Origin of the sequence: Streptomyces albidus (ex Kaewkla and Franco 2022) (assembly GCF_013870515.1) — a bacterium.
In the GTDB taxonomy this organism is placed as follows: domain Bacteria; phylum Actinomycetota; class Actinomycetes; order Streptomycetales; family Streptomycetaceae; genus Streptomyces; species Streptomyces albidus.
This window is the reverse complement of sequence record NZ_JACBXA010000127.1, coordinates 1-16,715: the sequence shown is the minus strand read 5'-3', so window position 1 is coordinate 16,715 and position 16,715 is coordinate 1. Positions and strand designations below refer to the sequence as shown.

At 72.1% G+C, this 16,715-nt stretch carries 15 protein-coding genes and 1 pseudogene; 9 read left to right on the top strand and 7 right to left on the bottom strand.

Translation table 11 applies throughout. The features are described 5' to 3' along the window. Nucleotides 1–1,485 (top strand): ATP-binding cassette domain-containing protein (locus tag H5J26_RS18700; protein ID WP_181767036.1); only part of this gene is annotated, 1,485 nt, incomplete at its 5' end. Further along, a complete protein-coding gene (locus tag H5J26_RS18695; RefSeq protein ID WP_181767035.1) occupies nucleotides 1,482–3,449 on the top strand; it encodes an ATP-binding cassette domain-containing protein in 1,968 nt (655 codons plus the stop codon). The genes H5J26_RS18700 and H5J26_RS18695, both read left to right, overlap by 4 nt. Here H5J26_RS18695 and H5J26_RS18690 read toward each other — a convergent pair. Next, a complete protein-coding gene (locus tag H5J26_RS18690) occupies nucleotides 3,426–4,010 on the bottom strand; it encodes a response regulator transcription factor (protein WP_309237970.1) in 585 nt (194 codons plus the stop codon). The genes H5J26_RS18695 and H5J26_RS18690 overlap by 24 nt on opposite strands. Nucleotides 4,011–4,708: 698 nt before the next feature. Between H5J26_RS18690 and H5J26_RS18685 the strand changes: the two genes are divergently transcribed. From H5J26_RS18685 to H5J26_RS18675, 3 genes are all read left to right on the top strand, one after another. After that, on the top strand, nucleotides 4,709–6,016 hold the full coding sequence (locus H5J26_RS18685) for a glycosyltransferase family 4 protein (protein WP_181767039.1): 1,308 nt from the start codon (nucleotides 4,709–4,711) through the stop codon (nucleotides 6,014–6,016). A gap of 64 nt (nucleotides 6,017–6,080) precedes the next feature. Then, the gene (locus H5J26_RS18680; RefSeq protein ID WP_181767034.1) at nucleotides 6,081–6,863 is read left to right on the top strand and encodes a class I SAM-dependent methyltransferase; all 783 of its coding nucleotides are present in this window, start codon (nucleotides 6,081–6,083) and stop codon (nucleotides 6,861–6,863) included. Continuing rightward, nucleotides 6,860–7,927 (top strand): prenyltransferase/squalene oxidase repeat-containing protein, encoded by a 1,068-nt coding sequence (locus tag H5J26_RS18675; RefSeq protein WP_181767033.1) that lies wholly within the window; start codon nucleotides 6,860–6,862, stop codon nucleotides 7,925–7,927. The genes H5J26_RS18680 and H5J26_RS18675 overlap by 4 nt, the downstream gene beginning before the upstream one ends. Nucleotides 7,928–8,137: 210 nt before the next feature. Here H5J26_RS18675 and H5J26_RS18670 read toward each other — a convergent pair whose 3' ends face one another. The 3 genes from H5J26_RS18670 to H5J26_RS18660 form a co-directional block, all read right to left on the bottom strand. After that, complete coding sequence (locus H5J26_RS18670) at nucleotides 8,138–9,040, bottom strand: hypothetical protein (protein WP_181767032.1); 903 nt, start codon at nucleotides 9,038–9,040, stop codon at nucleotides 8,138–8,140. 176 nt (nucleotides 9,041–9,216) lie between these two features. After that, nucleotides 9,217–10,173, bottom strand: a complete 957-nt coding sequence (locus tag H5J26_RS18665; protein ID WP_181767031.1) for an N-acetylmuramoyl-L-alanine amidase — start codon at nucleotides 10,171–10,173, stop codon at nucleotides 9,217–9,219. Nucleotides 10,174–10,195: 22 nt separating this feature from the next. Further along, nucleotides 10,196–10,783, bottom strand: coding sequence for a class I SAM-dependent methyltransferase (locus tag H5J26_RS18660; protein ID WP_235980812.1), 588 nt, complete (start codon nucleotides 10,781–10,783; stop codon nucleotides 10,196–10,198). 380 nt (nucleotides 10,784–11,163) lie between these two features. Between H5J26_RS18660 and H5J26_RS18655 the strand changes: the two genes are divergently transcribed. The 3 genes from H5J26_RS18655 (at nucleotide 11,164) to H5J26_RS18645 (ending at nucleotide 14,142) form a co-directional block, all read left to right on the top strand. Next, nucleotides 11,164–11,832 carry a molybdopterin-dependent oxidoreductase gene (locus H5J26_RS18655; protein WP_235980811.1) on the top strand — a complete coding sequence of 223 codons (669 nt, stop codon included), beginning with the start codon at nucleotides 11,164–11,166 and terminating at the stop codon, nucleotides 11,830–11,832. Further along, nucleotides 11,810–12,538: a cytochrome b/b6 domain-containing protein gene (locus H5J26_RS18650; RefSeq protein WP_268933105.1), complete on the top strand. Its 729-nt coding sequence runs from the start codon at nucleotides 11,810–11,812 to the stop codon at nucleotides 12,536–12,538. Before H5J26_RS18655 ends, H5J26_RS18650 begins: the two co-directional genes overlap by 23 nt. 101 nt (nucleotides 12,539–12,639) lie before the next feature. Then, nucleotides 12,640–14,142 carry an MFS transporter gene (locus tag H5J26_RS18645; protein WP_181767029.1) on the top strand — a complete coding sequence of 501 codons (1,503 nt, stop codon included), beginning with the start codon at nucleotides 12,640–12,642 and terminating at the stop codon, nucleotides 14,140–14,142. A gap of 93 nt (nucleotides 14,143–14,235) precedes the next feature. On the opposite strand, the gene H5J26_RS18640 is transcribed toward H5J26_RS18645, so the two are convergent. Further along, the gene (locus tag H5J26_RS18640) at nucleotides 14,236–15,042 is read right to left on the bottom strand and encodes an SAM-dependent methyltransferase (protein WP_181767028.1); all 807 of its coding nucleotides are present in this window, start codon (nucleotides 15,040–15,042) and stop codon (nucleotides 14,236–14,238) included. A gap of 162 nt (nucleotides 15,043–15,204) precedes the next feature. Here H5J26_RS18640 and H5J26_RS18635 point away from each other — a divergent pair, with 162 nt between their 5' ends. Next, nucleotides 15,205–16,083 (top strand): MaoC/PaaZ C-terminal domain-containing protein, encoded by an 879-nt coding sequence (locus H5J26_RS18635; RefSeq protein WP_181767027.1) that lies wholly within the window; start codon nucleotides 15,205–15,207, stop codon nucleotides 16,081–16,083. 9 nt (nucleotides 16,084–16,092) lie between these two features. Here the strand turns inward: H5J26_RS18635 and H5J26_RS18630 are convergent, their stop codons facing one another. Together H5J26_RS18630 and H5J26_RS18625 are read right to left on the bottom strand one after the other, a co-directional pair. Then, nucleotides 16,093–16,245 carry a hypothetical protein gene (locus H5J26_RS18630; RefSeq protein ID WP_181767026.1) on the bottom strand — a complete coding sequence of 51 codons (153 nt, stop codon included), beginning with the start codon at nucleotides 16,243–16,245 and terminating at the stop codon, nucleotides 16,093–16,095. Between the two features lie 71 nt (nucleotides 16,246–16,316). Beyond that, nucleotides 16,317–16,715 (bottom strand): annotated as a pseudogene (locus H5J26_RS18625) (hypothetical protein); the annotation flags it as partial.

Genomic DNA, 16,715 nt, shown 5'->3' with positions numbered 1-16,715 from the left:
GCTCCCTCGGCGGCGGCCACCGCGTTCGCCGCGCTCGCCGTGCCCGTCGGCGGTCTGGTGGCCCTCGCGTTGCTCGACCTCCGGCTCGCGGCCGTCTTCCTCGCGGGAACTCCCCTTCTGGCGCTGCTGCTTCGGGCCTTCACCCGTACTTCCTCGGACTGGACCACCCGGTATCAGGAGGCGCAGGCCGCGCTCGCCGGACGTCTCGTGGAGGCGGTGGGCGGCGCACGTACGATCGCCGCCGCGGGCACCGTGCGGCGGGAGAGCGCGCGCGTGCTCGAGCCGTTGGACGCGCTGAGTCACGCGGGCCGCGGCATGTGGCGGGTGCAGGGCCGCGCCACCGGGCAGGCCGCGGTGCTGGTGCCACTGCTTCAGATCACGGTCATCGGCGTGGGCGGATTCCTGCTGTCCGCGGGCGAGTTGAGCGTGGGCGGTCTGATCGCCGCCGTGCGGTACGCGGCGCTGGCCGCCGGGGTGGGTGTGCTGGTGGGACGGCTCAACGCCCTTGTACGAAGCAGGGGCGCCGCCCGCCGTCTCGCCGAGGTGCACCGGCTGCCCGCGCCCCGGTACGGGCGGTCGCTGCTTCCACGCGGCGGCGCCGGACGGCTGGAGCTGCGAGGCGTACGGGCCGTCGCGGGCGGAAGAACGGTGCTGGACGGGGTGGACCTGGTGGTTCCCGGCGGCGCCACCCTCGCGCTCGTGGGACGTTCCGGCTCGGGCAAGTCCCTTCTCGCGGCTCTCGCCGGGCGTCTCGCGGAACCGGACGGGGGACGCGTGCTGCTGGACGGCGTCGAACTGGCCTCCCTGGACCGGGAATCACTCCGCGACGCCGTGGGCTTCGCCTTCGCCCGTCCCGCGATGCTGGGCGGGACGATCAGCGAGGCCATCGCCTTCGGCGGCCGCACACACGTGCCGAAGGGGCGGGAGGCGGAGACCGAACGGGTGGCCGCCGCGGCCCGTTCGGCGTGCGCCGACGGTTTCATCCGCACGCTCCCCGCCGGGTACGACACCCCGTGCGCGCAGGCGCCGCTGTCCGGAGGCGAACGTCAACGGATCGGTCTGGCACGCGCCTTCAACCACCGGGGACGGCTGCTGATCCTGGACGACGCGACGTCCAGCCTCGACACGGTCACCGAACTCCGCGTGACTCAGGCGCTGTTCGGCTCGGCGGCGGCAGCCCGTACCCGTCTCGTGGTCGCCCACCGCGCCTCGACAGCGGCCCGGGCCGATCTGACGGCCTGGATCGACGAGGGCCGGGTGAGAGCAGTGGGGACCCACGAGGAGCTGTGGCAACTGCCCGGCTACCGGGCCGTGTTCACGGGAGCGGGGGACTCGGATCAGACGGACGGGGGCCAGACGGACGGGGCGGCCCGTACGGGGGCCACGGCGGACGCCACGGCTGCCGCGGCCGAACCGGGCGCGGGCCGTGAAGCACATGCGGAAGCGGCCGCTGTTCCGGCCCGCGCGGAAGGGCGTACGGGATGACGGTCACGCACACGAACGACACCCTCGCCCGCCCCCGGAGTTCAGGTCTCCTCAGGGCCGGGCTGCGCTTCCTGTTCGGGCGCCCGCGTGCGCTGGCGGCCCTGGCGGGCTGGTCGATGCTGGAGGCGCTGCACACCTTCGCCCTCGGTTTCGGGCTGGCGCACGCTCTCGACGACGGGTTCCTCGCGGGTCGGACGGCCACCGGGCTGGCATGGCTCGCGATCACGGCGCTCGTCGTGCCGGCCGGTGCCCTGGGGTCGGGCCGCGTGCACGTCGCCGTGGGGGCGCTGGCCGAGCCGCTGCGGGACGAACTGGTCCGCACCGTCGTGCGGAACGCCCTGGAGGGGGCCGTTCAGCGCGCCGTCGGCAAGGGGGCTTCCGCGGGCAGCGGAGACGAAGGCAGCGCTGTCGTCTCGCGGTTGACGCATCAGGTGGAGATCGCCCGTGACAGCTTCGCCGGCGTGGTCACGGTCTCGCGTTCGTTCCTGTTCACGGCCGTGGGAGCACTGGCGGGGCTGCTGTCCCTGGCGCCCCTCCTGCTGCTCGTCGTGGTGCCGCCTCTCCTGCTGGGACTCGCGCTGTTCGGCGCGTCGCTGCGGCCGATGGCCCGGCGCCAGCTCGTCTTCCTGAAGGCGGACGAAGACATCGCGCAGGAGCTGGGCACTTCGTTCTCGGGGCTGCGCGACGTGGTGGCCTGCGGAGCGGAGGACCGGATGCTGCTCGCGGGACGGCGCCGTGTCGAGTCTGAACGCCGCGCTGCGGAGAGCCTCGCCCGGTGGGGTGTGATCCGCGCGCTGGCGCTGGGGGTCGGCGGGCGGCTGCCCATCGTGCTGGTGTTGGTGCTGGCGCCCTGGCTGCTCTCCCGTGGCGTGACGACGGGCGCTCTGGCGGGCGCCCTGACATATCTGACGCAGGCGCTGATGCCCGCTCTTCAGAGCCTCGTCCACGGTCTGGGCAGCGCCTCGGCGCGACTGGCCGTGGTGATCAGGCGTCTGAGAGGGCAAGAAGGAGGGCCGGAGGGCTCGTCAGCCGCGGCGAAGCCGGCCGTCTTTCCTCCGCCCTCGACGGCGCTCTCCGCCCATGCTCCCGCCGTCGCTGCGAAGCACCCCGCGCGTGTGCCGGCACCCCGCGGCGGTACGGCGTTCCGGCCTCCCGCCGTCGAATTGAGCGGAGTGTCCTTCCGGTACGGCGAGGGGGCCGCGCCCGTGATCGACCGGCTCGGCCTCGTGGTGCCGGCCGGGGGCCACCTCGCCGTCGTCGGGCCGAGCGGGATCGGCAAGTCGACGCTGGCGTCGCTCATCGCGGGGCTGGTCGAACCCGAGGCCGGCGGTGTGCGCGTCGGAGGGCTCCCCGCGAGCAGCTCCGAGGCGGCGGGCGCGCGAGTGATCATCCCTCAGGAGGCATACGTCTTCTCGGGAACCCTCCGCGAGAACCTCGTTCACCTCTGCCCCGTTCCGCCCCCGGACACCGCGGTCACCGCGGCCCTCACGGCTCTCGGCGCCGAGGACCTGGCCGTCCGGCTGGGCGGCCTGGAAGGTGCGGTCGCCCCGGACGTGCTGTCGGCGGGGGAGCGCCAACTGATCGCGCTGGTACGGGCTCACCTCTCCCCGGCACCGCTGGCCGTGCTGGACGAGGCCACGTGCCATCTCGATCCGGCGGCAGAGGGCCGCGCCGAACGGGCCTTCGCCGCACGCGCGTCGGCCATGGCCGATCCGGGGTCGGGCGACGGATCACGCGTGGCAGAAGGGCCGACCTGCGAGGGCAGGCCCTTCCCCGGCGGACTCATCGTGATCGCACACCGCGTCAGCTCGGCGCTGCGGGCCGACCGCGTCCTCGTGCTGGACGGTGCGCGGGCCGACTGCGGTACGCATGCCGAACTGCTGGAGCGCTCCGCGCTCTACCGCGATCTGGCGGCCGGCTGGGACCCTTCCGCGGCTTCGTCACAGCCAGCCCGCTCCCTGTGAGATGCGGATGGCGTCGACCCGGTTGCGGGCGCCGGTCTTGCGGGTGATCGCCGACATGTAGTTGCGCACCGTTCCGCCGGACAGGCTCAGCCGGTTGGCGATCTCCGCGATGGACGCGCCCTCCGCCGCCACCGACAGGACCGATAACTCCCTGGGTGTCAGCGGCATTTCCGACGCACGGAGGAAGGCGAGCGCGAGCGAGTCGTCGACGAATCGTTTCCCCCGGCCGACCTCCCTGATGCCCGCGAGCAGCCGCTCGGGTGTCGCCTGGCGGTCCATGAAGCCGAGGGTGCCCGCGTCGAGCGCCCCGCGCAGGACTCCCGGGCGGTGGGCCGCGGCGAGGACGAGCACCCCGCCCTGCAGTGCCTCCCTGCGCTGCACGCGGGCCAGGTCCTGCAAGGCCGGGTCTCCGGCCGCCTCCATGTCCACGACGCACACGTCCGCGGGCGCGGCGCGCACGGAGGTCAGAGCGCTGCTCCAGTCGGCCGTCCTCACCGACATGTCGGGTGCCCGGCTCACCAGGGCTTCCAGCCCCGATCTGAGCAGGCCTGCGTCATGCACCAGCAGTACCCGTAACAAATCCCACCCCCTTGATGGAGACTTCGCTGCTTATGCGAAGTACTTGTAAACAGATACCGGTTGGGGCCACCTCGTGGTGGCCTGATGAGGTCACGAGACCGACGCGATGGGTGCGCACGCTGGGCGCGTGACGACGTCACATGCGCCCTCTGTGCCCCAATGTCACCCTCGGCGATGTCGCCTTCCGGTTTGACGGTGCGCCCAGCGCGGCGAATTCCGAGCCCTGGCGGGGATCGCGACCGCCTGATGCCGTGGAACGCCTCGGCGGGGGCGAGGCGAATTCACCCACAGAGAAGGCGACTTGATGCATTCATCCTGTCTGCACCTTTTCGGTGTGGCGGAACGATCCATCAGCACGGAGACTTCTCGCAGGTGAGCGACGGGTGGCGCGAATCACCCGCCTCGGCTCCGCAGGGAAAGTGACTGGCCGGTAAATTCTTGCTCCTGGGATTCAGAGGCCGGTCCGCCGGCCCCTGAACCCGTCCAGGATCAGCGCCGGTGCCTGCGCCCCGGCGGACGTGCCGTTTTGAAGGGGGCCGTGAGTGACCTCAGAGGCCGTACGGGACACCCGGGCCGCCGCTCCGGCCGGGCTCGTCCCCACCGGGGTGCTCCCCGTCGGGACCGTCGCGGGAGACGGTCTTCCCGCCGGGCACCGCCTCGCCCCCGGCGCACCGGACCTCATGGACGCCCACGCCGCTGACGGTGGAAGACCGCTGCGCATCGCCATGCTGACCTACAAGGGCAACCCGTTCTGCGGCGGGCAGGGCGTCTACGTGCGCCACCTCTCGCGTGAACTGGCCAGGCTCGGCCACAGCGTCGAGGTGATCGGCGCCCAGCCCTATCCCGTACTGGACGGCGGCGTCACCCTCACCGAGCTGCCCAGCCTCGACCTGTACCGGCAGCCCGACCCCTTCCGCACGCCCAAGCGCGGCGAGTACCGCGACTGGGTGGACTGGCTGGAGGTCGCGACGATGTGGACCGGGGGCTTCCCGGAGCCGCTCACCTTCTCCCTGCGGGCCAGGCGCCATCTGGCCGCCCGGCGCGGCGAGTTCGACATCGTGCACGACAACCAGACGCTCGGTTACGGACTCCTGGGCGACCTCGGCGCCCCGCTCGTGACGACCATCCACCACCCCATCACCGTCGACCGGCAGTTGGACCTCGACGCCGCAGCGAACAGGCGGGCCCGCGCCTCGGTACGCCGTTGGTACGGCTTCACGCGGATGCAGGGGCGGGTCGCGCGTCGGCTGCCGTCGGTGCTCACCGTCTCCGGCTCGTCCGGGCAGGAGATCACCGACCATCTCGGCGTGCGGCAGGACCGCGTCCACGTCGTCCACATCGGCGCCGACACCGACCTCTTCTCGCCGGATCCGGCCGTCCCCGAGGTGCCCGGCCGCATCGTGACCACCTCCAGCGCCGACGTGCCCCTCAAGGGCCTGGTGCACCTGGTCGAGGCGCTGGCCAAGGTGCGTACGGAAGTTCCGGAGGCCCACCTCGTCGTGGTCGGCAAGCGGCCCGCCGAGGGCCCGGTGGCCGACGCCGTGGAGCGCTACGGACTCCAGGGCGACGTCGAGTTCGTCAAAGGCATCAGCGACGCCGAACTCGCCCACCTGGTGCGGGGAGCGCAGATCGCGTGCGTGCCGTCGCTGTACGAGGGCTTCTCGCTCCCCGCAGCCGAAGCCATGGCGACGGCCACACCGCTCGTCGCCACGACCGGCGGCGCCATCCCTGAAGTCGCGGGCAAGGACGGTGAGACCTGTCTGTCCGTGCCGCCCGGCGACGCGGGCGCACTGGCAGCGGCACTCGGCCGTCTGCTGGGTGACTCCGGCCTCCGCGCCCGGCTGGGAGCCGCCGGACGCGAACGCGTGCTGCGCCGGTTCACCTGGGAGCAGGCTGCACGCGGAACCGTGGCGCACTACCGCGCGGCCATCGCCGCACGCTCGCGCTCGTCGCACGAGGCGGCGCCCGCCGGCCGCGTGCAGCTCTGAACCGCACCCCGCCGCCCGTCAACCGCCCCTGTAGCAACCTCAATCCGCCGAAAGCAGAGGCAACGTGCTGACCGTCGACTTCTCCCGCTTCCCGCTCGCCCCGGGCGACCGCGTACTCGACCTGGGCTGCGGCGCGGGCCGGCACGCCTTCGAGTGCTACCGGCGCGGGGCGCGCGTCGTCGCGCTGGACCGCAACGCCGAGGAGATCCGCGAGGTCGCCAACTGGTTCGCGGCGATGGCCGAGGAGGGCGAGGCTCCTGCGGGCGCTACGGCCACGGCGATGGAAGGGGACGCGCTCGCGCTGCCCTTCCCCGACGACAGCTTCGACGTCGTGATCATCTCCGAGGTGATGGAGCACATCCCCGACGACAAGGGCGTGCTCGCCGAGATGGTCCGCGTGCTGAGGCCCGGCGGACGCATCGCGGTGACCGTCCCCCGCTACGGCCCGGAGAAGATCTGCTGGGCGCTCAGTGACGCCTACCACGAGGTCGAGGGTGGCCACATCCGCATCTACCGGGCGGACGAACTGCTGGGCAAGATGCGCGAGGCAGGGCTGCGCCCGTACGGAACGCATCACGCGCACGGGCTGCACTCCCCCTACTGGTGGCTCAAGTGCGCCTTCGGCGTCGAACGGGACGGCGACGAGGCGGCTCTCCCGGTGCGCGCCTACCACCAGTTGCTGGTGTGGGACATCATGAAGAAGCCGCTGGCCACGCGCCTCGCCGAGCGCGCGCTCGACCCGCTCATCGGCAAGAGTTTCGTGGCGTACGCGACGAAGCCCCACCTGCCCGGCGACGTCACCCCCGCCGAAGCCGGCGCTCCGGCGCAGGCCAAGGTGCAGGCGTGACGAGCCCGGAGCGTACGGAACGGCTCGTCCTCGACGGCGTGCTGACAGCGGCGCAGGTCGGGCAGACGGTCAACGGACTGCTGGCGGTGCAGCGCCCCGACGGCGCGATCCCGTGGTTCCGAGGAGGCCACCTCGACCCCTGGGACCACGTCGAGGCCGCCATGGCGCTCGACACGGCGGGGGAGCACGCACGCGCCGAGGCCGCCTACCGGTGGCTCGCGGACCACCAACTCCCCGACGGCTCCTGGTACGCCGCCTACGCCGACGGTGACGCCGCCCAGCCCACCGACCGCGCCCGTGAGACCAACTTCTGCGCCTACGTCGCCGTCGGCGTCTGGCACCACTATCTCGCCACCGGCGACGACGCCTTCGTCGAACGCATGTGGCCGGTGGTCGCGGCCGCCGTCGAGTTCGTGCTGCGGCTCCAGCAGCCCGGCGGGCAGATCGGCTGGAAGCGGGAGGCCGACGGCACGCCCGTCACGGACGCCCTGCTCACCGGTTCGTCCTCGGTGCACCAGGCCCTGCGGTGCGCCCTCGCGCTGGCCGAGCACCGCGAAGAGCCGCAGCCGGACTGGGAGTTGGCACTGGGGCTGCTGGGCCATGCCGTGCGCCGGCACCCGGAGCGCTTCCTGGACAAGAGCCACTACTCCATGGACTGGTACTACCCCGTCCTCGGCGGAGCGCTGCGCGGCGACGCCGCGCGGGCGCGCATGGACGAGGGCTGGGACGCCTTCGTCGTGCCGGGGCTCGGTGTCCGGTGCGTGCTGCCCAACCCCTGGGTCACCGGCGGTGAGAGCGCCGAACTCGCCCTGGCTCTCTGGGCGATGGGGGAGTCCGACCGGGCGTTGCAGATCCTCAAGTGGGTCCAGCACCTGCGTGCGGAGGACGGGCTCTACTGGACCGGCTACGTCTTCGAGGACGACGCGATCTGGCCGGAGGAGCTGACCGCGTGGACGGCAGGTTCGCTGCTGCTGGCCGTCGCAGCGCTGGGCGGAGACGAGCCGACCGTCCAGGTCTTCGGCGGCGAGAGCCTTCCTGAGGGCCTGCCGCCGGATTGCTGCTGAGCGTCCCAGCTGCTGCCGCCCCCGGCGAGACCCGTAGGCGAACACCCGGCCCCGGCAGTGTCCGAAAGACCGCGGGGCGCCCACCGGTTGGGCGAGGCGACGCCCGGGGGAGCCGCTCATCGCAGCGAGTAGCGCCGCACGAGATCGGCCCCTCTCTCCGGAACTCCCGGAGAGAGGGGCCGACTTGTTCGTGCGGTGGGACCCGGCGGCTCAGCCGCGCTGGATGCCCGAGGTGTCCTGCAGAACTCCCCTGCGGCCGTCCTGCGTCTGCGCGACGAGAGCCGGGCCGCGCTGCTCGACCGCCAGGTACCAGGTACCGGGGGCCAGTTCGGCGACGGGCTGCGGCGCACCGTCCTCACCGAAGAGAGGACGCGTGACCGGCACGGCGAACCAGAACGGCTGGAAGTTCGGGTCCGGGGCGCCCCCGCCTGCCGCCGGACCACCCTGCTGAGTCTGCTGCTGCGGCTGTCCGGGCTGTCCGGGCTGACCGGGCTGGCCCGGCTGTGCTCCGCCGGGGTAGCCGTATCCGCCCTGCGGCTGGCCGCCGTACGGACCGGGCTGACCGGGCTGCGGACCGCCCGGGTAGCCGTAAGCACCGGGCTGCGGCGCACCGTAGGGGCTCTTGGGCTTCGGCGCCGGCAGCAGCGGGGCCTTCAGCGCGGGCAGGAGGTTGTTCAGCACGCCTGCGGTCGCGACGGCGAGCGCGAAGAAGAGAGTCAGGTACGCGCCGGCACCGAACTTCCAGTTCTCGTTGGGGTCGGCCGAACTGCCCGGCTGCTCCAGGTCGGGGAAGATGACCGAGATCAACGACCAGAAACCCGCCCATCCGACGACCAGGCAGAGCACCATCCCCCACTGGTCAAGGGCGAGCCCGAGCAGCTTGCGGCCCTCGGGCAGCAGACGGGCGGCGACGAACAGAGCCGCAGCGATGACTCCCAGCAGATGCACCGTGGGCAGCATCGGAAGGGTGGAGCGGGACCAGGCGGACACGCTGCATGAGTCGACGGGGCAGCTTCCGTCGACGTCGAAGAACGGGAAGAAAGAAGCGATCAGCAGCAGCAACGCTGTCCCGATCACCGCGCCATCGCCTCGTGTGAGCGAGCGGATGTTCACGTGGGATCCTTTGTAGGTTTCATATGGTCTATGGGTCTTCTGCCGGGGGGTAGCACCCCATCGTACGGACGGGTGCCGGGCCCTGTGGGGCGGGTCATCATCCGGAGCCGGCGGCTCCCGTACACAGGCCGGGGACGCACCGGCTGCTCTGTCGAAGTCTTCGTCGGGCCAGACGTCTAGCGCTTTCCTTCGAGGAACCCCGCGATGCCTTCCGCCACCCCGTGCGCTGCGCGGTCGCGCCACTTGCGGTCGGTGAGCCGGCCGGCGTCACGCGGATCGCGCATGTTCCCGCACTCGAGGAAGACCTTGGGGACGCGGCTGAGGTTGAGGCCGCCGAGGTCGTCGCGCGTATCGATGCCCTTGCCGTCGTTGATGTAGCCGGCAGGCTTCTCGCCGGTGGATTTCCGGAAGGAGTCGGCCAGTTCATGGCCGAGGCGCCGCGAGGGTCCGGTGATGGCCCGGGTGTCGGCCCTGCCCTCCTGCACGGAGGCGGGAAGGATCACGTGGAAGCCGCGGTCGCCCACGGGTGCGCCGTCGGCGTGCAGCGAGACGGCGGCGTCCGCGTCGGCACGGTTTCCCGCCGCGGCCCGCTGGTCGACGCACGGACCCCACTCACTGTCGCCCTCGTGCGTCAGCTTCACCGTCGCGCCGAGCTTCTTCAGTTCCGTCCGGACGCGGCGGGTCAGATCGAGCGTGAACTCGGCCTCCGAGTAACCGGATTCGGTCGCCGTTCCGGTGGTGTCGCACTCCTTGCGCGCCGTGCCGATGCTGACGCTGCGGTTGATCTCGGTGGCGTGATCCCGGTTGCCGGGGTTGTGGCCCGGGTCGAGCACGACCGTCCTGCCCGACAGCGGCTTGCTGCCGTGCCCGGATGCCGGGTCCTTCGATCCCGGCGAACTCTTCCCGGACGAAGGGGACTTCGAGTCCGATGGCACCGGGATGAGCGTCGGTGCGGACTTGCTCGCTCTGGCCGGCTGCTCGACGGACTGCCACACCAGCCAGGCCGCGAAGCACGTCGGGAGCAGGACCACGAAGGCGACCAGTACACGCCGGAGGAGGCGGCGGGGTCTTCCCGGCTCGGGTGCCCAGTCGGTGCTCGGCGGAGTGTTCGGTGGCGGGCTTCCGTTGGACACGTCAGGGATGCTACTGGCCTGTTCAGATCCCCGCGCCCGTACGCTGCAGAACGCGGAGCGACCGGGTCACCGAAATCTCCCTGAAGGCACCGGAATCGAGGGCCCGGCGGTAGATCCGGTACGGGGCCTGCCCGCCGTCGGCAGGGTCCGGGAAGACGTCGTGTACCACCAGCAGCCCGTCCGTCACGAGGTGCGGCACCCACCCCTCGTAGTCGGCGGTGGCGTGCTCGTCGGTGTGCCCGCCGTCGATGAAGACGAGGCCCAACTCGCCGCCCCACACTGCCGCGACGCGCGGTGAGCGGCCGACGACCGCGATGACGTGCTCCTCCAGCCCGGCCTCGTGCAGGGTGCGGCGGAAGGTGGGAAGCGTGTCCATCAGCCCGCTCCGCGGGTCGACGACGTCGGTGTCGTGGTACTCCCAGCCGGGCTGCTGCTCCTCGCTGCCCCTGTGGTGGTCGACGGTGACCGCGCTGACGCCCGCCCCACGGGCGGCGTCGGCCAGCAGAAGCGTGGAGCGCCCGCAGTAGGTGCCGACCTCCAGCAGCGGCAGGCCCAGCGCCGAAGCCCGTACGGCCGCGGCGAAGAGGGCCCGGCCCTCGTCGGCCGGCATGAACCCCTTCGCCGCCTCGAAGGCTGCGAGCGTGGCGGGCTCCGGCTGCGGTTCCGGCTGCGGGTATGACTGGGGCTCCGCAGCGGTCCCGGATGTCCGGCTGGACTGGCTCATCCTGCTCCTCGGGCAGCGTGACGTCGGCGCCCATGCTGCCCCACCTGCCCGGACCTTGGACACGCGCCCCCTCGGACGGTCACGGCCGGGGGCTCGGAGGGGCGCTGCGGACCGGCACCGCAGATGACGGAAGTCTGACGCTTTCCCTCACACCCTGGCGCGGGAGGAGGGGACGGTGCTCGAATCGTCCCGTGGACACTCCCAAGGCTCCCGGCGCCCCTGCGGACGGTGAGGGCTCCCCTGTCGGCCGCCGTCTCGTGCTCGGAATGCTCGGGCTGGGCGCGGCCGGGCTGGTGAGCGCGCCCTATCTGCAGCGCGGCACGGAGAGCGCGCTGAGCGCCGTCTCCGGCAAGGACCCGACAGGCGTCACCGAGCTGCTGCCCAACGGCGGCGGCTTCCGCTACTACTCGGTGGCCTCCTCGGTGCCGCACCGGAACGCCGGCACCTACGAACTGAGGGTCGGCGGCCTCGTGGAGAAGCCGGGCCGCCTCACGCTCGACGAGCTGCGCGAGCTGCCGCAGCAGCGGATCGTCCGCGACGTGCAGTGCGTGACGGGATGGCGGGTGCCCTCCACGGCCTTCGAAGGGGTGCGGCTGTCCGACCTGCTCGACGCCTTCGGCGTGCGGCCCGAGGCCGGCGCCGTCCGCTTCACCTGCTTCGACGGGATCTACAGCGAGAGCCTCACCCTGAAGCAGGCCATGCGTGACGACGTGCTGGTGACTCTGCGCATGAACGACGAACCGCTCAGCCACTCACACGGCGGCCCGGTGCGGCTGTACGTCGCGCCGATGTACTTCTACAAGTCGGCGAAGTGGCTCTCGGGCATCCGGCTCACCCGCGAAGTGCAGCCCGGCTACTGGGAGAAGCGCGGCTACGCAGTCGATGGCTGGGTCGGCCGGTCGAACGGACGTGATGATGCTCCGACAGCCGCCTGAACCCCCTGGTCCCGCCTCCGCGGTCGACGAACGCCCCGGCCCCGAAGAAAGTGCCGCGTCCGCCTCCCGTGTGCTGCGCTTCGAACGGGCCGTGCGCTGGTGCCACCACGGCACGGCCGTGCTCATGGCGCTGTGCGTGGGAACCGCGCTGTGCCTGTACGTGCCGGGGCTGGCCGAACTCGCAGGCCGTCGCTGGCTCATGGTGACCGTGCACAAGTGGTCCGGGCTGCTGCTGCCGGTGCCGCTGCTGCTGGGGCTGGCCTCCCGAGCGCTGCGCGCCGACCTGCGACGGCTCAACCGCTTCGGGCCGCACGACCGGATCTGGCTGCGTGCCGCCGCCCGTGCCCGCCGTCCCCATCCCCGTCCGGGTGAGGACTGGGGAGTGGAGGCGGGCAAGTTCAACGCCGGGCAGAAGGTCTTCGCGGCGTGGACGGCGGGAGCCGTGCTGGTGATGACCGGCACGGGACTCCTCATGTGGTTCACGGGTCTGGCCCCGCTGGTGTGGCGAACGAGCGCGACCTTCGTGCACGACTGGCTCGCCCTCGCCCTGGGGATCGTGCTGGTCGGGCACGTGGCGATGGCCGTCGCACACCCGGAGGCACGGGCGGCGATGCGCACCGGCAAGGTCGACCGCGCCTGGGCACGCCGCGAACACCCGCTGTGGGACCCCTCGGACGAGCCGCCCCCACGGCCGTGGAAGCGCTGACCGTACGTCCGAACTCCCCGGAGTAGGCCGCCCGACCTACATCTCACGGCCTCGCCCGTACGGCGAATATCCGGTGGGCGCCTCGACGGGCAGGTGGGAGCATGACATCCATGCCCCCTGCAGATACCTCCACCACCGCCGTCGCAGGCCGCGCACACGACGAAGGCGCCGTGCCCGCACGCATGTGGGTGGTGGTGCTGGCTGCGTGCGCCGGGCAGTTCCTGGTCGTGCTGGACGTGTCCGTGGTCAACGTCGCCCTGCCGTCCATGCGGACTGCCCTGGGGCTGGACGCCGCAGGGCTGCAATGGGTGGTGAACGCCTACACCCTCTCTTTCGCCGGCTGCATGCTGCTGGGCGGCCGTGCCGCGGACGTCTTCGGACGGAAGCGGATGTTCCTGCTGGGCCTGGCGCTGTTCACGGCGGCAAGCCTGCTGGGCGGGCTGGCGCGGGAGCCGTGGCACCTGCTCGCCGCCCGCGGTCTACAGGGAACCGGGGCCGCGGTGCTGGCTCCGGCGACGCTGACGATCCTGACCACCTCGTTTCCGCCGGGCCGCGCACGTACCCGCGCCATCGCGACGTGGAGCGCCGTCGGCGCGGGAGGCGGAGCGGCGGGCGGCCTCGTCGGGGGTGTGCTCACCGACGCGCTGTCGTGGCGCTGGGTGCTGCTGATCAACGTGCCGATCGGGGCCGTGGTACTGGCGGCCGCCGCACTGTGGGTGACGGAGGTCCGGGACCGTACCGCTCCCCGCCGCCTCGATGTGCCGGGCGCTCTGCTGGTCACCGCGGGGCTGGTGACGCTGGCGTGGGGCATCGTGCAGACGGAGTCCGCGGGCTGGTCGTCCGTCGCTTCTCTGGTGCCGCTCGGTGCGGGGCTGGCGCTGCTGGCGGTCTTCGTCGCCGTCGAGGCGCGTACGCCCATGCCGCTCGTGCCGCTGCGGCTCTTCCGGCGCAGGGCCGTCTCCGCGGCGAACGCCGCGATCTTCGTGTGCGGCGCAGCGATGTTCTGCATGTGGTACTTCATGTCGCTCTACATGCAGAACGTGCTCCACTACACGCCCCTGCAGGCCGGGTTGGGCTTCATCCCGCAGTCCTTGAGCATCGTGTGCGGCGCGAAGATCGCGCCTCATCTGATGGTGCGGCTCGGCTCCAGGAACGTCGTGCTGGCAGGTGTGGTGGTCGCCGGTCTCGGCTGTCTGTGGCAGAGCGCGATGCACGCCGGCGGCGGTTTCCTGGAGACCGTCACGGGGCCCGGCATCATGATGGCGTTCGGCGCCGGAGTCGCTTCGACGCCGCTGTCCTCGGTGGCCATGTCCGGGGTGCGTCCGGGCGACGCGGGTCTGGTCTCGGGGCTGGTCAACACCTCCCGCACGATGGGCGGTTCGCTCGGGCTGGCCGCGCTCTCGACGCTGGCCACGGCCCACATCGCGGGCGACGGCAGCCCGGAGGCGCTGGCCTCCGGATACGCGCTGGCCTTCCGCACCGCCGCCTGCATCCTCGTGGTGTGCGCGGCGATCGTGCTCTTCGTCCTCCCGCGCTCGGAACGCGAGGAACACGGCGAGGACGAGCAGGGGGAACCGGCGTCCGCCGACGCCGTCGCACGCTGACCGTGTGCGCGGCCCGGCGATGCGTTCGGCTCCGCAACGTGTGCCGTGGGGGCGGTGGTCGGGGTCTCGCGCCGCCGCCCACGGCCGCTCCGGTCAGGGCTTGCGGGCGACACCGCCGTAGGCGGCGGCGTCGGGTGAGTCGTCGGCGTCGATGTCGGGGCGCCACGTGTTGATGCGCACCACGCCGGGCGGCACCAGCTCCAGACCGTCGTACAAGCTGCGGATCTCCTCCGGGGAGCGGAGGTTGTAGGGGACGGCCCCGGAGTCGTTGTAGTCGTCCTGCGCCGCGTTGGTGTCCGGGTTGTCGTCGATCCCGTCGTTGTGGGAGAGGTAACTCCCCGAAGGGAGCTCCGACATGAAGCGGCGGATGATGGCGCGCGCCTCCCCGTGGTCGGCGACGTGGCCCAGTACGCCGCTGAGGATGAGCGCGACGGGCTGGGAGAGGTCGAGGACCTCCCGGGCGCCGGCGAGCACGCTCTCCGGGTCGCGCAGGTCCGCCTCGATGTAGGCGGTCCTGCCCTCGGGCGAGCTGGTCAGCAGCGCGTGCGCGTGCACCAGGACGAGCGGGTCGTTGTCCACGTAGACGACGCGGGCGTCCGGGGCGGCGCGCTGGGCGACCTCGTGGGTGTTGTCGACGGTGGGCAGCCCGGTGCCCACGTCGAGGAACTGACGTATCCCGGCCTCGGTCGCCAGGAAGCGGATGGTGCGGATGAGGAAGTACCGGGAGGCGCGGGCGAGTTCGTCGATCCCGGGAAAGGCGTCGCGGTACTGGTCGCCGGCTTCGCGGTCGACGGCGTAGTTGTCCTTGCCGCCCAGCCAGTAGTTCCAGATGCGCGCCGAGTGCGGAATGCTGGTGTTGATCTCGCCCTCTGCGTGCGGAGCAGATCCGTGCGGGTCCAAGACGTCCCCCTGAAGTATGGGCCGGATTCCGGCCTGAGCCAGCAGTCTTACGCTTCCGGTGGGACTTGTGTAGGTGCACCACGAACGATCCGCAACCGGAACAGAGCCGTACGAGCCGGACCCTGGACGCTGCGGACGAACATGCCTGAGGAGCTGAAGCCGATGCCCATCGATGTCGAGCGCGCGGTGTCCGCCGAGCCGACCAGCACCCGGATCACCTGGGGACACAAGGACGTTCAGCTCTATCACCTCGGCCTCGGAGCCGGAGTCCCCGCCGATGATCCGGGCGAGCTGCGCTACACCCTCGAGAGCCGGCTGCAGGTGCTGCCCAGCTTCGCCACGGTGGCGGGCGGCGGCATGGGCGTGATGGGCGGGCTGGCGGCCCCCGGAGTGCATGTGGACGTCGCCGCGGTGCTGCACGGCTCGCAGAGCGTCGTCACGCACCGGCCGGTCCCGGTCTCGGGCAGCGCCACCCAGACCTCCTCGGTCGCCGCGGTGTACGACAAGGGGAAGGCCGCGGTCATCGTGCTGCGTTCCGAGGCGGCCGACGCGGACGGCCCGTTGTGGACCTCGCAGGCCCAGCTGTTCGTACGGGGCGAGGGCGGCTTCGGCGGCGACCGCGGGCCGTCCTCACGCTCCGAGCCGCCGGAGCGGCAGCCCGATCACGAGGTGCAGTGCCTCGTCCGCGAGGACCAGGCACTGCTCTACCGGCTCTCGGGTGACTGGAATCCACTTCACGCCGACCCCGAGTTCGCCCGGCTCGCAGGCTTCGACAAGCCCATCCTGCACGGGTTGTGCTCGTACGGGATGGTGCTGAAGGCCGTCGTGGACACCGTGCTCGGCGGGGACGTGACGAGGGTGAGCAGCTACGGCACACGCTTCACCGGGGTCGTCTTCCCCGGCGAGACGCTGCGCGTACGCATGTGGAGCGAGGGTGCCGGCGAAGCTGAACCGGGCGCCGGACGCGTCCAGTTGGCCGTCACCGCCGTGGAACGTGACGACGCCCCCGTGCTGACCGACGCGGTCGTCGAGCACTCCTGACGAGGCGGGTCAGCGCTCGGCCTCCTGCGGCGGACGCCGGTGACGGCCCTGCGTGCGCTGCCCGGATTCCTCCTGCCCGGCGGCCTGCCCTCTGTGTCTGCCCGAACCCTGCCCGGCCTGGTCGTTTCGGGTGTCGGTCGTCCCGGCCTGGGTCTCGGACATGGCGAGGTAACTCCGTGGATCACGTTGCTGCGCTGAACCCGACCAGGCTCTCATGAGCGGGAGTTGGCCTCTCAGGCTGTCTGCGTACGGACCACGTCCGCGTGCAGGGCCGTCTGGAGGGGGGCGTCCTGAAGGGGGACCGGCTTGCGCGGGCCGCCGTCCGGCGAGTCGTCGGATGGGGCGGCGGGTGCCCCTTCGGGTGCCGGATCCGGCGGGGGCTTCGGCGTGCCCTTCGAGAGGCCTTCACCGAGCCGGCGCCGCACCGGACGGCCCTGGACCGTCAGGCCGTGAACCGTCAGACCCTGAACCGTCGGCGCCTCCTTGGGCAACGGCTCCGCGACGGGCGTCACTCTTGGCGGGGCCGCGACGGGCGCCACCCTGGCCGGCTCCCCGACGGGCGCCACTCTTGACGCCTCCCCGACGGGCGTGGCTGGTCGCGTAGCCACGATGCTGAAGTCCTGCCCGTCGTT

Bases quoted from the DNA above. Each gene is read 5' to 3' on its own strand.
- H5J26_RS18695 (WP_181767035.1), top strand. From the start codon at position 1,482: ATGACGGTCACGCACACGAACGACACCCTCGCCCGCCCCCGGAGTTCA.
- H5J26_RS18685 (WP_181767039.1), top strand. From the start codon at position 4,709: ATGGACGCCCACGCCGCTGACGGTGGAAGACCGCTGCGCATCGCCATG.
- H5J26_RS18660 (WP_235980812.1), bottom strand. From the start codon at position 10,783: ATGCCGGCCGACGAGGGCCGGGCCCTCTTCGCCGCGGCCGTACGGGCT.
- H5J26_RS18655 (WP_235980811.1), top strand. From the start codon at position 11,164: ATGCTCGGGCTGGGCGCGGCCGGGCTGGTGAGCGCGCCCTATCTGCAG.
- H5J26_RS18650 (WP_268933105.1), top strand. From the start codon at position 11,810: ATGATGCTCCGACAGCCGCCTGAACCCCCTGGTCCCGCCTCCGCGGTC.
- H5J26_RS18645 (WP_181767029.1), top strand. From the start codon at position 12,640: ATGACATCCATGCCCCCTGCAGATACCTCCACCACCGCCGTCGCAGGC.
- H5J26_RS18635 (WP_181767027.1), top strand. From the start codon at position 15,205: ATGCCCATCGATGTCGAGCGCGCGGTGTCCGCCGAGCCGACCAGCACC.
- H5J26_RS18630 (WP_181767026.1), bottom strand. From the start codon at position 16,245: ATGTCCGAGACCCAGGCCGGGACGACCGACACCCGAAACGACCAGGCC.